This is a genomic window from Methyloprofundus sp. (genome assembly GCF_965251085.1).
GTDB lineage: Bacteria > Pseudomonadota > Gammaproteobacteria > Methylococcales > Methylomonadaceae > Methyloprofundus.
Map to the genome: position 1 here is coordinate 2379866 of NZ_OZ252594.1, position 14650 is coordinate 2394515.

Sequence of the window (14650 nt, forward strand, 5' to 3'; positions counted from 1 at the left end):
AATAGTTATCTATATGTTGCATGAAATAATATATCTTGCTTGGGCCTTAAATTAACCAAAGGCTCCAGCTCAATTGTTTGACCCGGGATTAATTCAAAATGAACTTTTTGAATAAGACGGCTAATATGTACCGCCATTTCCTGAATAGCCATACTGTCACCGATACACCGTCTGGGGCCAATTGCAAAGGGTAAGTAAGCACCAATATGCTGGCTTTTTTTGTTTTCGGGGCTAAAGCGCTGCGGATCAAATTTTTCTGGATCCGGCCAATAAGCAGGATTTCGGTGTACTAAATAGGGGGGGATCAAAATGTCCGTACCCGCCGGAATATCTATGCCATTGAAATGATCGTCAGCTATCGCTTTTCGGGTAATTACCCAGACTGGAGGGTAGAGACGCATGGATTCATCCAGCACCTGCTGGGTTAACTTAAGCTGGGCAATCTCATCCATACCAGGCAGGTCATTTAGCGGCATATATTGCTGACTTTCTGCTAAGACCTGCTGTTCAATTTCAGGGTGCTGCGCGAGTAAATACCAGGTCCAGTTTAAAACACTTGCAGTGGTTTCATGCCCGGCAATAATTAAGGTCAAGATCTCGTCGATTTGTAATTTTTCGGGCATGGCATCACCACTACGTTTTTCAGTCGCGTTCATGACCATGCTGAGCAAGTCAAAAGGCTGGCGATTTTCTGCCCGACGACGTTGCATCATGTCACTTACCACGTGCGTCAGTTTCCGAAAGCGACGCGCAAATAACAAATCCCTGGCAGAATCATCGGTTACCATGAGAAATGGGTTCTCCCCCGTTTCTTCGATAATTCGGTCTAAATCTTCACTAAACAACGCATGTAAAATAAAATCTAGCGCAGTCTGACTCATGGATTCAGTGATATTAATAGCTTTCCCAGCTTCAATATCATCTTTCCAGCTGGCTAATAATTTATCAGCACAGTTAATCATTAAAGGTAGTTGCTGAGTGAGCAACTTGTTGCTGAAGAGCGGCTGCATCATTTTCCGTTGACGCTTCCATAAATCCCCTTCACTAACAATAATGCCACGTCCTAATAAGACATTAATCTGTTTAATGCCTACGCCTTTTAAGTAATTTTTGTAATTACTGACCAGAATATGTTTGGCCATTTCAGGGTCACAAATGTTATAAACCCAGCTATCTTGGTCAGGAAATTTTGCCTTAAAGATATTACCATGGGTGTCTACCTGGCTGCCGAGCTGCTGCAAAACCTGCTCAAGCTGGTGGTAATCAATAATGATCCCTTCGCCTGGAGGCAAGCAAAGTGAGGTAGCATCAGACATATCTTAATTTACAAAAGAGGTTATAAGGGAAGAGTATTAATACTCGATAATTTTACCACAGTCCCTACCCGCCATTTAAATAACCTGCCTTACTTTGGCTAGAGTAATTAGCAATGTTAAAATAGCATATGAAATTTTTTCGCGCTAAAAAACACCCGATTGTATTACTAATCAGCTACCTGGTTTTAATCAGCGCCTGCGCACAGACACCCAAAGGGGAGTTTGTCCCCTATTATCAGGCAGAAACCGACAAGCCTTATGCAGACGTGCTCGCAGAACTAGAAATTGCGATTTCAGAACAAAATTTTAGAATCACTGGACATAGCCGGATCGGCAAGGTCATTCGCGACCGGGGCACTAAAGACTTTCCTGAATATGACACCTTACAGTTTTGTAATCTAACCCATGCAAAAACGCTATTACTTATGTCACCCCATGCCGTACGCTTTATGCCCTGTAATATAGTGACCTATCAATACCAAGGTAAAACCATCGTGCGTACGCATTTAATTCCTATGGATTCAGACAACCCTGAACTCAATGCCTTTGCTGCAAAAATGAACAGTACACTTAAAGAGATTGTTAATTTTGCAGTGGAAGACTGAAATCCATCAATAAACCTAGAAAAATCAGTTGCTCACGTTTTCTAGGATAAACAAGAACAGAGAACTTATTAGCCTTCCTAGCCCACACAACGAAAATCAATATGGACCCTATTATCTGGGATTTTGATCCTATCTTAGCCAGCTTTAAACACATCCAGATACATTGGTACGGTGCTTTGTTTGCCTTGGCTTTACTGAGTAATTACTTGTTTATGCACTGGGTATACTTACGCGAATTAGGCACGGCAGATGATGTGGATCGTTTGCTCTGGTACTGTATGGGTGGCTCTATATTGGGGGCTAGGCTGGGTCACGTTTTATTTTATAACCCTAGCTATTATTTTTCTGATCCCCTTAAAATTTTTGCTATCTGGGAAGGTGGACTGGCCAGTCATGGTGGTACTTTTGGGGTACTCATTTCCTTGTATATCTATCAGCGTAAAGCGCCTTTTGATTACTGGTGGATTCTGGATAGAGCTGCAATTGCAGCATCGTTCAGTGGCTGCCTAGTGCGTATTGGAAATTTTTTAAACTCAGAAATCACTGGAACGGCTACGGATGTTCCCTGGGCGGTCATTTTCAAACGCCTGGACAATATCCCCAGACACCCGGTACAGCTTTACGAAGCGATTTGCTATGCTGGTATTTTTCTATTTTTACTGTATTTATACAATAAAAGCCGCACTTTAAACTTTAATGGACAACTCTGCGCCTGGTTCTTAATTCTAATATTTAGCACACGTTTTGTTCTAGAATTTTATAAACAGAGTTTGGTTAGCTACAGTCCAGACACTTCGCTAAGTACAGGACAAATGCTCAGCATCCCATTTATTCTGACGGGTATATATATACTTTACCGCGCTCAAAAGCAGCTTGATCAATGAGTTATTTATCACCTTTTAAAATACACATGGCTAGCCATGCTTTAAATCAGGGCAAACTTATTGCTTATCCTACAGAAGCTGTCTATGGTTTAGGCTGCGATCCATTAAATGAAGCTGCGGTTATGCACTTACTACGTATCAAACAGCGACCTATGCATAAAGGGCTTATTCTGATTGCATCGGACTTTGCACAATTACAACCTTATATTAACCCTAGCCCGAGCATGCTTGAGCGAATATTACCTACCTGGCCTGGGGCAATTACCTGGGTGGTTCCTGCGCAGCCCTGGGTGCCTCGCTATTTACGGGGAAAACATGATTCCCTGGCGGTTCGAGTGAGCGCCCATCCTCTGGTACAACAATTGTGTTCAAACTACGCTGGCGCGATAGTATCGACCAGTGCAAATATCAGCCAGCAAGCGCCAGCACGCACTGCATTAGAGGTACAGAAGAAATTTCAAACTGAGGATATATTAATCCTGACAGGGGCAACCGAACATCACCAACAGGCTACAGCCATTTATAATGCCCAGAATGGAGATTGTTTACGAGCTTCTAAACCTAGGAAAATCTGAGTACGAAAGACAAGGCACAGCTAGCAAGCAATGGCCGCAGCCCTTGGCAATAGTTGCAACGCAGTATTTCGCGCTCAGATTTATTCACAAAATCGTGAAGCAGAGTCTGTCCACCCTGTAGGGGATAAGTTGTTACGGTCATTATGTTTTATATTCAAATGCTTAGCGTTTTTTTAGCGTTCAACTGCGGTTTTTAGGATTATTCAAAGGGAAAAAATTTAACCGAGAAGGCTCTAAATCTTTATTGTAGAATGCCTTCCAGCGAATGCCCATCAACCTCAATAATCTCTTTGAGATTTTTCAAGCCATCCATTTGTATTTGCCGAACCCGTTCACGAGTGACTCCTAGTTCACCAGCAACAACTTCCAGCGTGGCATTCTCATAACCACATAAACCATAACGGCGACATATGACTTCCGCCTGTTTACTAGATAATTTCGCCAACCAAACCTTAATATTTTCCTTAACCCCTTCATCATGAACCTGCTCAACTAGACTACAAGCACCTTCATCTGAAATCGAATCCAATAACGTCCTTTCTGAATCAAAAGGGCTAGGTGCGTCCATTGAAGTTACGCGTTCGTTTAACTTAAGCATTTTCTCTACCAGTTTGACTGGCTTATCTAAATAACGGGCTATCTCTTCTGCACTGGGTTCAGTTCCCAATGTCTGCACTAAATGTCGTTGTGCCTTGATATAAACATTCATTTCTTTAAGCACATGGATAGGCAACCTTATAGTGCGAGTTTGATTCATAATTGCCCGCTCAATTGTTTGCCGTATCCACCAGGTCGCATAAGTCGAAAAACGAAAGCCTAATTCTGGATCAAATTTTTCTACCGCACGGATTAAACCCAGGTTACCTTCCTCTATTAAATCTAGTAAGGGTAAGCCACGATTTAAATAACGCCGGGCAATCTTAACGACGAGGCGCAAATTACTTTCAATCATAATCTGACGTGCCTTCAGGTCCCCTCCTAAAGCTCGTGCGCCATATTTTTTTTCTTGCTCAGCAGTTAATAGCACCGATCGACTTAAATCATTAAGATAGAACTTTGTCGCATCAAAAGAATGATCTTGTTTCTCTGCAGTAATGGATTCAGGTACAGCAGCATGCGATGGCTCAGCATCAGCATCACGAGCAATACCCGTCGCATCCAGATCAATGCTCTCAGGCATAACTTCACCTGCAGTACTCATTAATTCTTCCGTCATTATTAACTCCTACTTTTTGTTATTTTTTAGTTACACCGTACGCGTTCCTTATTTAGGCATATAGCTTATAGGGTTAACAGATTTACCATTTTTCCTAATCTCGAAATGTAAAGCGGGTTTCGCATCGACACCTGCTCCCATCTCTGCGATCAACTGCCCTTTTTTAACTTTATGCCCTTCTTTTACAAGTAAACGACGATTATGTGCATAGGCACTTAAATATAAATAATTATGTTTAATAATTAATAAATTCCCATACCCTACAAGGCCACTCCCGCTATAGACCACAATACCTGACTCTGCTGCTCTAATTTTTTTACCTATATGACCGGCTATATCAATCCCTTTATTACCCGTTGCATAAAAGCTCCTTAATATTTTTCCTTGCACCGGCCACTGCCAGTACAACCTTAACACTCTTTTCTTATTAATTGAAATACTTGATGTTTTTTTATTATATTTTTTCTTTTTTTGTGATTTTTTATATCGAGTTCCACGAAATAATTTTATCTTTTGTCCTAAATAAACTTTATAGGGCGGAGGAATATTGTTCCACTTTGCCAGACGCTTATAGCCATGTCCTGATCTAAAGCCAATTGCATATAGGGTGTCACCTTTTTTTACTGTGTAATACGTCCCCTTGGTCAAGTCACGCTTATGTGGTTGAACCGGTGCCTTGGATTGGGTCGTTGTACAGCCGAAAATAGCCAGGACAATTATGACAAAGGTAATGACTCTAAATGGCCAGCGCATAATTGAAATTATAAGCAAGCATATCTATTTATTTTTTAACAACATTTCTTTAGCCAGGTTTATTTGTGCAGCAAGATAACTACTCCCTCCCCGGTCAGGATGATTCTTTAACATTAGCTTACGGTGAGCTTCAATGATTTCCTGTCGAGTTGCTGATAGGCTGACTCCCAGAATTTTATACGCTTCTTCGCTAGTCATAGCACCCGCACTACTTCTAGCCCCAGAATTTCCTGTTGCATGCCCACTTTGTTCACGAAACAGTGACCACAGGCGTTGCAATTGAGGAGCGTAGCGCAAAGCCAGCGGCAGAAAGCGCGACACAAATGCGGCACCCACGCTGAGTGCTGCAATTATCCAGCTTAAGCGTCCCATTATCGCCAATAGCAAAAAGCTCAGTGCCATACCATATATAGCGCTTTTCTTAATGAAAGATTTACGTTCATCAGGTGCTGTTGACAAAAAAACTTTAAACCAAAAAAATGCAGCGATAACCAAAACTATTATATAAACTCTAATCAAAACTCATCCCTTGTAACGTCTTATGGCTTACAGCGCACTAGAATCAATATAAAGGATACTACAGAAGAAACATAAACGAGAATAAATATACTTCGCGCGGTCATGGATACGAATTTCTAGCGGCTGAGTTTTTGCCGATAACTAGGTTGCTGCAACAGCCGTGTGCCTCGGAAGAGCGAGTGATATTATACTGGCGATAATAATAAATACTGCCGAGACTAAAAGACAGGCAACCAGCCCTGAAGACTGGTACACCCAGCCAGATAATAGAGTACCCACCAAACGTCCCAAGGCATTAGCCATATAATAAAAACCGACATCCAGCGACACGCCATCTTCATTGGCATAAGCAACAATCAGATAGGAATGCACCGCAGAATTAATAGCAAATATCACCCCGAAAAAAAATAAACCCACAATCAATACCACAGTCGCCGGTAAACCTTGATAAAGCAAAGCGGCAATTGCAAGCGGCAGAATTGCTAATAATATAGCCCATAGCATCGCTGTCCTGCCGTCTGGAATCTTGCCGCGCCGGATTCCCGTTATTAAAGGTGTTACAGATTGCACAAAACCATAGCCAATCACCCAGCTAGCCAGAAAAGTGCCGACATCCGCATAATCCCAATGCAAATGCTCCTGAAGAAAAACCGGTAGCGCAATAACAAACCAGATATCTCGCGCCCCAAATAAAAAAAATCGCGCTGCCGATAAGCGGTTCACTGCGGCACTTTTTGAAAATATATCGGTAAATTTAGGCTTATAAGACGTTTTACCCAGCTCTTTTTTTAGCAAAATAAAGCTTAGCAGTAACACTAGCATTAGACCGCCTGCCATCAGAGCAATACCTCCTCTAAACCCCAAAGTAGTCAACAGCATGGCACCCAGAAAAAACCCCACACCCTTAAGCGTGTTCTTTGACCCGGTCAATAACGATACCCATTGATACAGCTTTCCCTGCGCATGATCAGGCACTAATAATTTAATGCTGCTTTTGGCACTCATCTTATTCAGGTCTTTGGCTATACCAGAAATAGCCTGAGCTACCATAACATACACTACATCAAGATATTCGGGCTCGACTAATAACATGCTTAGGGCAAGAATTTGCAAAGCCAATCCGAAATGCATAATCGTATTCAAGCCCATACGTGTAGCGAGCCAGCCACCGATCAGATTAGTAATAACTCCGCAAAATTCATACAGCAGAAACAGACTAGCGACTTCTAGAGGGCTATAACCCAGCTGATGAAAATACAGAATCACCAACATTCTGAGTGCGCCATCGGTCAAAGTAAAAGCCCAGTAACTCCCGGTAACCACTGCGTATTGTTGCACGGGGCTATTCATCTCATTGTACCTATAATCCTAAAAACCGCAGTTGAACGCTAAAAAACACTCTAAGTATTTGAATATAAAACATAATGACCGTAACAACTTATCCCCTACAGGGCGAACAGACTCCGCTTCACGGTTTTGTGAATAAATCTGAGCGCGAAATACTGCGTTACAGCTATTGCCAAGGGCTACGGCCATTGCCTGCTAGCTGTGCCTTGTCTTTCGCACTCAGATTTTCCACAAAATCCCTGCTCAACTGCGGTTTCTAGGATAATCCTAAAAACCGCAGTTGAACGCTAAAAAACACTCTAGGCATTTGAATATAAAACATAATAACCGTAACAACTTATCACCTGCAGGGTGAACAGACTCCGCTTCACGGTTTTGTGAATAAATCTGAGCGCGAAATACTGCGTTACAGCTATTGCCAAGGGCTACGGCCATTGCCTGCTAGCTGTGCCTTGTCTTTCGCACTCAGATTTCCCACAAAATCCCTGCTCAACTGCAGTTTCTAGGATAATGAGAGAGCCAGTTTTTTACACAATTCCATCATGCGATGCACGTAGCCAATTTCATTGTCGTACCAGGTTAATATTTTAACCTGCGTGCCATTAACCACCATGGTTGACAGCGCATCTACAGTACTCGAATGGGTATCATTAGTATAATCAGCAGAAACTAAAGGTCTGGTTTCATAACCCAGAATTCCGTTTAACTCGCCCTCTGCTGAAGTTTTTAATGCCGCATTAATGGCTTCAACAGTCACAGCTTGCTCGACTTCAAAAACACAATCCGTTAAAGATGCATTAGCCAAGGGCACTCGCACCGCAATACCATTCAATCGGCCTTTTAATTCAGGAAATATTTCGGTAATAGCCGTAGCCGAACCCGTACTGGTTGGAATCAGCGATAAAGCACTTGCCCGTGCGCGACGCAAATCCGGATGATATTCATCGAGTATGCTTTGCGTGTTGGTCATATCATGAATGGTTGTGATTGAACCATGCTTAATCCCAAAATTCTCATGAATCACTTTGACAACAGGTGCAATACAATTCGTGGTACAAGAAGCGGCTGTTACGATATTATGCACTGCAGGATCGTAAAGCTGATCATTAACGCCCATCACAATATTTAACGTGCCGTCTTTAACCGGTGCGGAAACTACTACTTTTTTAACACCTTGTTGAAGATAAGGCGCTAAAGCTTGTTTGGACTTAAATTTTCCCGTGCATTCAACCACAATATCGACACCTAATTGATGCCACGGTGTCGCTTCTAGTTGTGCATTTTGCGAGTAACTAATCGACTGCCCATTAATCAGCAGCCCTTTTTCATTACTTTCGGCGGCATGCTGCCAGCGGCCATGCACTGAATCAAAATTAAGCAAATGAGCCGCTGTAGCCGCATCGCCTGCTTTTTCATTAATATGCACGATCTCAAATTCCGGCCAATCCCATGCGGCACGAAATGCCAGCCTTCCCATACGGCCAAAACCGTTAATCGCTACTTTAATAGTCATATTCCCTTCTTTACGTATATACGTTTAAACAAATATAAATAAGCCTTCTCAGGTATTTTATCTCCAGCCTGAGAAGCTATTATTACACTTTTAAAATTAACAAAACCCAGATAGAGATAAATTTTCAGCTGCGGGTGTAGAAGCACTCAATCTCACCAAGCGATAATGTAAATATCAGCAACCTTGTGCGCTATCCACCTTAACCAAATCCTCTCGTACCTCAGTATTATCCTCAAGGCTTTGCTGAATAAAATGAAACAGCGGTTTTAACTCTAGCTGTGCATAATCCGTTAACTGGTAATGCATCCACACACCTTCACGTCTGGCTGTAACAATATTGTTGTTGCGTAAATAAGCCAGATGCCGGGAAGTCACGCTTTGCGATAATGCAAGAGTATCTACCAGGTCGCAAACGCAAAGCTCCCCTTTGCTGAGCAACAATGCAAGAATGCGCAAGCGGACAGGCTCTGAAAGTGCTTTAAAAATATTGGCCAAGGTATCTGTATTCATTAAGACATTATATTTGCTTATGCGTATATAGGCAAATATACTGACTAGTGCAGCGTTACTAGATAAAACCTTCTTATTTTGTAAATATTCGACCAACACATACTACCTAAATCCTGCAAGCATTATACATAATAATCCACAAAACTCCTTATTAAACAATGATATAATATCATTTTCCTGATTTCACTATCTCATTGTTTTAATGAAGCCCTCTAAAGTATCAAAATCCTCATCTCACGTAAGAAACCGTACCCGAACGGTAAAAATGACATCTACAGCACATGGATTGACAAGCCAGGCGGGACTGATTCCCGTCGTGAAATATTTAGACAGGATAGGTTTTGAAAAAACCGTAAAACAAAGCGTTCCACATCGGCGGGGTGAAAATGCAGACCATCACTTATCTGATGTGGTTCTATTGACGTTGGTTGGCATGATGGGGGGAGCAACATCAATGGCAAAGGTGACGACCGTATGGGCAGATAGCGTACTGCGCAAAGTAGCTGGCTGGATAAAGATTCCTGTTGAAACCACAATTTTACGGATCTTTAAAGAAGTAAGTGATAGGCAGATAAGCCAGTTTGAAACGCTCACGCATACTTTGCGTGGTCAACACTGGCGGCGATTGCTTCGTTCCGGAAAATCGAAAACTGGCATACAATCCGTCCAGTGGGTCGATGTCGATTCAACTGTGGACACCGTTTGTGGTCGACAAGAAGGAAGTGCCAAAGGCTTCAACCCCAAAAAGAAAGGTGCCCGTTCATACCATCCACAACTCGCTTTTCTAGCGGAAACAAAAGAAATTTTACAAGCCTGGTTCCGGACAGGCAATGCCTTTACAAGCAATGGTGTTGTAGAATTTACCAAACAGTTACTTGCACACTTGCCCAATCGGATGCGCATTATTTTTCGCGGTGACAGTGGTTATTTTGTCGGTGATTTGCTTGAATTTCTCGATACCAGAGGGCATGGGTATCTAATAAAGGTTAAACTTAAGAATTTGAACGCATTGCTGGCCAAACAGGCCTGGACAGCCATACAAGGCCGACCCGGTTGGGAGCAGAGCGAGTTTCAATATCGTTGTGGTGGCTGGTCTCGCTCTCGTCAGTTTGTCGCGGTCAGGATAAAGCAACCTAAACAAGTGACAGGACCTCAGTCCGAGCTTTGGGATACGGCAGAATATGACTATTTTTGTTATGTAACAACTGAACCTCTATCGCCTTGGCAAACACATAAGAAGTATGGTGAACGAGCGACGTGCGAAACATGGATTGAAGAAGCAAAATCACAAATGGGTTTAGGTAAAATCAGAACGAATCAATTTCTGGCTAATGCCGCATTATTTCATTGCGCCGTTCTTGCCTACAATACCGTGCGCTGGATGGCTCAATTGAGTGGCAACAAAACGTTGTGCCAATGGGAGCCGGATACACTTCGTACTTATCTGATTCGGGTGGCTGGAAAATTACTCACAGGCAATAATCAGCTGAGAGTCAGAACACCTGCAGATCCGCTCTATCCACAGGAATGGGATGATTGGGTTAAGGTGGGGTTACTCGCTTAACATTAACCGAAGTTAAGTCACTTTGATTAAAAGGTCATGGCACGTTGGCAGGGTGTTTATTGCCTTGGGCTCGGGGGATATCCATACGATACAAAAAATTTCCTCTATTTATGATTTAAATCTGGATATTTTGATCGGTTGGACAAAGAGGGCTGGCAAAGCGGCAGTAAAAACCTAATAACCACTTAGCTAGACAGGTTAATGAGAGTCAAAATATGGGCTTGCAGGATTTAGGTACTACCTAGAACCAGCGAGTTAGGTGGCTTCTAAACTGACGACACAGCGGATAAAGCCATAAGTCTTTGATGGGTACGCTTTGTTTACCAGCAGGTCCCAACTTGCCGCGCCCTTTGGTTTTACCTACGTAGATCCAGTTGGCGGCTTTGTAACAAGTCCCTGCAAATCGCTCGGTATCAACAAAAGTTTCCAGTAACACCGGACGGATGCCATAACGCTCTTCCCATTGTGTAGGAAGGCGACGAGCTATCATGGATAAAATAGTGGAAGCAAGATTTTTGGATTTCACCTAGGGCATAATCAGAAAACGGGCATTGTTCACGACTAACGGCAGGTTTTTTTGCCGCTGTTCGTGGCTCCAGCCAATAAACTGATCACGTGGTGCCGTTTGCCAGGCGGCCGCACTAAAACCGAGCGCTGCAATAATTTGCTCGTCGAGGATGACGAAGTAGCAAAGCTGTGCGCCGGGTAGCGGCTTGTGCCCCAGGTAGTGGTAGCGATGTATGTACTCATTCCATAGTCGTGAATGATCACGGGTGATGACTGGACAAAGCTGGATGGCCGCAAGTTCATGAACAGGCCGGAGGATCGCTGGTTGCGGGTCCGTCTGTTCAGTAAAGTTGAGTTTCTGTCGCGGGGGTGGTTTGCGCCGTGGTGGCGGCAGAGCGATAAGTCCATCTTCTGCCATGCGGCAGCACGGCATGACATATCCTTGAGCCCCCCATCAGGCTTGTACCAATCAAGCATCCTGCAGGTCAGGCGCGAAAGTTCGGCACGCGTGCGCCCAGCATCCTCGGCAATCAATTTCCGCATCTGTTCCAGTTCCTGCTCGCTAAAGTTTCGTCCACAATACCGTGTCATGGTGATTGGGGCTGTTCTGACTCGAGTGGAGTCGCAGTCAGTTCAGGCAAGGGTTTGCTCAACTGCTGTTTGCGCGACTCGCTCATCATCCAGGGAATAAACGGGCGGATGTCTGAGGGAGGCTGCCCACCATTATTCGCACAGGCATCTAGATCTGCCTATTACCCATAAATTACAGCTGGACAATCAAGAATAATTATTGCATGCTATAAGGCATGAATAAACAAAACCAAATCAAACGAACACTCTCCTTATCAAGCAATATAGAATACATCAAACAATTACTGGAAGGCAAGGGAGTTGAACATAGAAGCGATTTAGCCAAACAAGTCTGTACACACTTTGAATTTCACGATGCACGCGGGAAAATGCAAACCAGTGGCTGCCTGAAAGCACTCCGTGCTCTAGAATCATCGGGGCATTTTGAGCTACCCAGGGTGCAACACAAAACGGGCACAAAATCACCCCGCCGTTTAACGGACTCCGTACCACATCCTGTTGATGTACCCGATGAAGTCAGGCACATTGCAGCGCTTGAATTGGTACTAGTACAAGAGGCAGATCAGATGCGAACCTGGAATGAACTGATGCTTACAGAACACTACCTGAAAGCAGCAATATTGGTGGGCAGGCAAATGCGCTACCTGATTCGTTCCGAGCATGGCTGGTTAGGAGGGATTGGGTATGCCGCGCCGGCTTTGCAATTATCCGCCCGCGATCAATGGATAGGCTGGAATCAAGAAGAGCATCAAGCACAGCTCCATATGATCGTCGGGATGAGTCGTTTTTTGATCCGTCCCAGTGTCAACTGCAAAAACCTGGCATCGAAAGTACTAGGCATGAGCATGGCAACGATAGCAAAAGATTTTAACCGGCAGTATGGATACTCACCCTTGCTCATTGAAAGCTTTGTTGATACCGAGCACTATTCGGGCACCTGCTATAAGGCTTCAAACTGGTTGGCCATCGGAAAAACCAAAGGGCGGGGACGCCAGGACCGGCATAATGACTCGACATTAAGTCAAAAAACGATTTATATGTACCCACTCGATACCTCTTTCAGGAAACAGCTGGGATTATCAGCCAATGCAGGTCTGGGCGCACTGACTATCAGTGAAGGACTGGATGCTGAGCAATGGGCCGAACATGAATTTGGCGGTGCGCCACTGGGCGATAAACGATTAAGTAAAAGGCTCGTCAACGTCGCTGATGCTAAAGCCCAGAATCCTGGCAGTGCCTTCTCAGGGACAGTTGAAGGTGACTGGCCCGCCACCAAGGCCTACTATCGCATGATTGACCAGCCAGAAGGCTCAGCCGTTAATCTGGAAAATATCTTGCAACCTCACCGCGAACGGACAGCGCGACGAATGATGGGGCAAAAAACGGTTCTATGTCTGCAAGATGGCAGTGAACTCAACTACACAAACCTGGATAAATGCAGTGGTTTAGGGGAGTTGAAAGCCAACCAGACCGGTGCAAAAACCAAAGGACTGAATTTACACTCAAGCTTCGCCATTGCGCCCAATGGCTTGCCATTGGGCGTCCTAAAAGCACAGTGTATTGCTCCGCACCCCCGATTGCCCGATGACAAACGTAAGCCATCAAAAATACCGATTGAAGAAAAAAAGACCTTTGTCTGGATAGAGCACCACCGTGATTTAGTTGAATTAGCGGCCACCATGCCGCAAACACAACTGGTTAATGTCTGTGACCGGGAAGCTGATTTTTTTGAATTGTTTGATGAACAAAGAAAAAACCCCCGTGTTGAACTGCTTATTCGTGCTCAGCACGACCGTAATATTAATCAATCCCCCTTCAAACTGTTCGCAGCCATTCGTGAAACCAGCGTACAAAGTCGAGTCAGCGTGAATGTTCCCCAGCAAAGTGCCCGACCTAAAAAAAGCAAGCAAAAAGCCAAAGCAGCAAGACCAGGAAGGCGGGCAGAACTGGCATTGCGTCACTTAGCCATACAACTCCCTGCTCCCAGCTATTATCATGACAAAGAGCCGGTTGAAATACAGCTTATCCATGCGCTAGAAGAAAACCCGCCTCAAGGCACAAAGGCCGTCGAGTGGTTTTTACTGACAACGATTAAAATTGAATCCGCAAAGGACATTGAAAAGTGTTTGCGTTGGTATACGTTGCGCTGGCGAATTGAAGACTAGCATCGTGTGCTAAAATCAGGCTGTAAAATTGACGATCTTGCTCATGAAACGGCTGAGCGGTTGCGTCGGGCGATTGGTATCAATCTGGTTATCGCCTGGCGGATCATGCTCATGACGCTTCTGGGTAGAGAAACGCCTGAGCTTCCTGCTGAAATATTATTTTCTGATGTTGAATTGCGTACCCTGCACGCCTACGCAAAAAAAAAGATTAAACCCCCCTTTGTTACTAGGTGAAGCTGTACAATTGGTAGCAAGAATTGGAGGACATCTGGGGCGGAAAAAAGATCCCCCGCCCGGTCATCAAATCATGTGGCGAGGGTGCGCAGCTTTGCAGCTTTTGTGTGCCGGGTTCTTGCTGCTGGAAGGCGGATGATATTGTGTGTCATGATTTATGGGTAATAGGCAGGCCTAGATAGTCGTGAAGCCAGTGATGTGGGTTCAATCCCCATAACAGGATTGTCTGAAACAGTGAAAACATCATGGCTGCCAGTCTGGCACTCCATTGACTCCCTGAACCATAATAGTTTTTACGCCCCATACCGGGATTACGTGACATTGGGGTCACGTGACATTGGGGTCAGACTC

At 44.1% G+C, this 14650-nt stretch carries 14 protein-coding genes and 1 pseudogene; 6 read left to right on the forward strand and 9 right to left on the reverse strand.

Annotated features, from left to right (window positions below; translation table 11 throughout):
• Positions 1 to 5: 5 nt before the first annotated feature.
• Positions 6 to 1241, reverse strand: coding sequence for a cytochrome P450 (locus tag ACQY3F_RS10975; RefSeq protein ID WP_428354883.1), 1236 nt, complete (start codon positions 1239 to 1241; stop codon positions 6 to 8).
• A 203-nt stretch (positions 1242 to 1444) separates the two neighbouring features.
• Here ACQY3F_RS10975 and ACQY3F_RS10980 point away from each other — a divergent pair, with 203 nt between their 5' ends.
• The 3 genes from ACQY3F_RS10980 to ACQY3F_RS10990 all read left to right on the forward strand — a co-directional run bounded on the left by ACQY3F_RS10980 (position 1445) and on the right by ACQY3F_RS10990 (position 3380).
• Positions 1445 to 1921 carry a DUF302 domain-containing protein gene (locus ACQY3F_RS10980; protein WP_428354884.1) on the forward strand — a complete coding sequence of 159 codons (477 nt, stop codon included), beginning with the start codon at positions 1445 to 1447 and terminating at the stop codon, positions 1919 to 1921.
• A gap of 101 nt (positions 1922 to 2022) precedes the next feature.
• Positions 2023 to 2805 carry a prolipoprotein diacylglyceryl transferase gene (gene lgt / locus ACQY3F_RS10985; RefSeq protein ID WP_428354886.1) on the forward strand — a complete coding sequence of 261 codons (783 nt, stop codon included), beginning with the start codon at positions 2023 to 2025 and terminating at the stop codon, positions 2803 to 2805.
• Positions 2802 to 3380: a Sua5/YciO/YrdC/YwlC family protein gene (locus ACQY3F_RS10990; RefSeq protein WP_428354887.1), complete on the forward strand. Its 579-nt coding sequence runs from the start codon at positions 2802 to 2804 to the stop codon at positions 3378 to 3380. Before lgt ends, ACQY3F_RS10990 begins: the two co-directional genes overlap by 4 nt.
• A gap of 241 nt (positions 3381 to 3621) precedes the next feature.
• Here the strand turns inward: ACQY3F_RS10990 and rpoS are convergent, their stop codons facing one another.
• The 6 genes from rpoS to ACQY3F_RS11020 all read right to left on the reverse strand — a co-directional run bounded on the left by rpoS (position 3622) and on the right by ACQY3F_RS11020 (position 9238).
• Positions 3622 to 4596: an RNA polymerase sigma factor RpoS gene (rpoS, locus tag ACQY3F_RS10995; RefSeq protein WP_428354889.1), complete on the reverse strand. Its 975-nt coding sequence runs from the start codon at positions 4594 to 4596 to the stop codon at positions 3622 to 3624.
• Between the two features lie 48 nt (positions 4597 to 4644).
• Positions 4645 to 5349 (reverse strand): peptidoglycan DD-metalloendopeptidase family protein, encoded by a 705-nt coding sequence (locus ACQY3F_RS11000; protein ID WP_428354891.1) that lies wholly within the window; start codon positions 5347 to 5349, stop codon positions 4645 to 4647.
• 24 nt (positions 5350 to 5373) lie between these two features.
• Positions 5374 to 5751, reverse strand: coding sequence for a DnaJ domain-containing protein (locus ACQY3F_RS11005; RefSeq protein WP_428354892.1), 378 nt, complete (start codon positions 5749 to 5751; stop codon positions 5374 to 5376).
• A 258-nt stretch (positions 5752 to 6009) separates the two neighbouring features.
• Positions 6010 to 7218, reverse strand: coding sequence for an organoarsenical effux MFS transporter ArsJ (gene arsJ / locus ACQY3F_RS11010; protein ID WP_428354893.1), 1209 nt, complete (start codon positions 7216 to 7218; stop codon positions 6010 to 6012).
• 499 nt (positions 7219 to 7717) lie between these two features.
• Positions 7718 to 8728, reverse strand: a complete 1011-nt coding sequence (locus tag ACQY3F_RS11015; protein WP_428354894.1) for an ArsJ-associated glyceraldehyde-3-phosphate dehydrogenase — start codon at positions 8726 to 8728, stop codon at positions 7718 to 7720.
• A gap of 174 nt (positions 8729 to 8902) precedes the next feature.
• The gene (locus ACQY3F_RS11020) at positions 8903 to 9238 is read right to left on the reverse strand and encodes an ArsR/SmtB family transcription factor (RefSeq protein ID WP_428354895.1); all 336 of its coding nucleotides are present in this window, start codon (positions 9236 to 9238) and stop codon (positions 8903 to 8905) included.
• Between the two features lie 202 nt (positions 9239 to 9440).
• Here ACQY3F_RS11020 and ACQY3F_RS11025 point away from each other — a divergent pair, with 202 nt between their 5' ends.
• Positions 9441 to 10802 (forward strand): IS1380 family transposase, encoded by a 1362-nt coding sequence (locus tag ACQY3F_RS11025; protein WP_428352972.1) that lies wholly within the window; start codon positions 9441 to 9443, stop codon positions 10800 to 10802.
• A 241-nt stretch (positions 10803 to 11043) separates the two neighbouring features.
• Here ACQY3F_RS11025 and ACQY3F_RS11030 read toward each other — a convergent pair.
• Positions 11044 to 11742 (reverse strand): annotated as a pseudogene (locus ACQY3F_RS11030) (Druantia anti-phage system protein DruA).
• A 373-nt stretch (positions 11743 to 12115) separates the two neighbouring features.
• Between ACQY3F_RS11030 and ACQY3F_RS11035 the strand changes: the two are divergent.
• Together ACQY3F_RS11035 and ACQY3F_RS11040 are read left to right on the forward strand one after the other, a co-directional pair.
• On the forward strand, positions 12116 to 14065 hold the full coding sequence (locus ACQY3F_RS11035) for an IS4 family transposase (RefSeq protein WP_428354897.1): 1950 nt from the start codon (positions 12116 to 12118) through the stop codon (positions 14063 to 14065).
• Between the two features lie 6 nt (positions 14066 to 14071).
• The gene (locus ACQY3F_RS11040; RefSeq protein WP_428354899.1) at positions 14072 to 14299 is read left to right on the forward strand and encodes a hypothetical protein; all 228 of its coding nucleotides are present in this window, start codon (positions 14072 to 14074) and stop codon (positions 14297 to 14299) included.
• 148 nt (positions 14300 to 14447) lie between these two features.
• Here the strand turns inward: ACQY3F_RS11040 and ACQY3F_RS11045 are convergent, their stop codons facing one another.
• Positions 14448 to 14621, reverse strand: a complete 174-nt coding sequence (locus ACQY3F_RS11045) for a hypothetical protein (protein ID WP_428357803.1) — start codon at positions 14619 to 14621, stop codon at positions 14448 to 14450.
• Positions 14622 to 14650 lie beyond the last annotated feature (29 nt).

Excerpts from the sequence above, each read along its gene's own strand:
- ACQY3F_RS10980 (WP_428354884.1), top strand. The coding sequence starts at position 1,445 with ATGAAATTTTTTCGCGCTAAAAAACACCCGATTGTATTACTAATCAGC.
- lgt (WP_428354886.1), top strand. The coding sequence starts at position 2,023 with ATGGACCCTATTATCTGGGATTTTGATCCTATCTTAGCCAGCTTTAAA.
- ACQY3F_RS10990 (WP_428354887.1), top strand. The coding sequence starts at position 2,802 with ATGAGTTATTTATCACCTTTTAAAATACACATGGCTAGCCATGCTTTA.
- rpoS (WP_428354889.1), bottom strand. The coding sequence starts at position 4,596 with ATGACGGAAGAATTAATGAGTACTGCAGGTGAAGTTATGCCTGAGAGC.
- ACQY3F_RS11000 (WP_428354891.1), bottom strand. The coding sequence starts at position 5,349 with ATGCGCTGGCCATTTAGAGTCATTACCTTTGTCATAATTGTCCTGGCT.
- ACQY3F_RS11005 (WP_428354892.1), bottom strand. The coding sequence starts at position 5,751 with ATGGCACTGAGCTTTTTGCTATTGGCGATAATGGGACGCTTAAGCTGG.
- arsJ (WP_428354893.1), bottom strand. The coding sequence starts at position 7,218 with ATGAATAGCCCCGTGCAACAATACGCAGTGGTTACCGGGAGTTACTGG.
- ACQY3F_RS11015 (WP_428354894.1), bottom strand. The coding sequence starts at position 8,728 with ATGACTATTAAAGTAGCGATTAACGGTTTTGGCCGTATGGGAAGGCTG.
- ACQY3F_RS11020 (WP_428354895.1), bottom strand. The coding sequence starts at position 9,238 with ATGAATACAGATACCTTGGCCAATATTTTTAAAGCACTTTCAGAGCCT.
- ACQY3F_RS11025 (WP_428352972.1), top strand. The coding sequence starts at position 9,441 with ATGAAGCCCTCTAAAGTATCAAAATCCTCATCTCACGTAAGAAACCGT.
- ACQY3F_RS11035 (WP_428354897.1), top strand. The coding sequence starts at position 12,116 with ATGAATAAACAAAACCAAATCAAACGAACACTCTCCTTATCAAGCAAT.
- ACQY3F_RS11045 (WP_428357803.1), bottom strand. The coding sequence starts at position 14,621 with ATGTCACGTAATCCCGGTATGGGGCGTAAAAACTATTATGGTTCAGGG.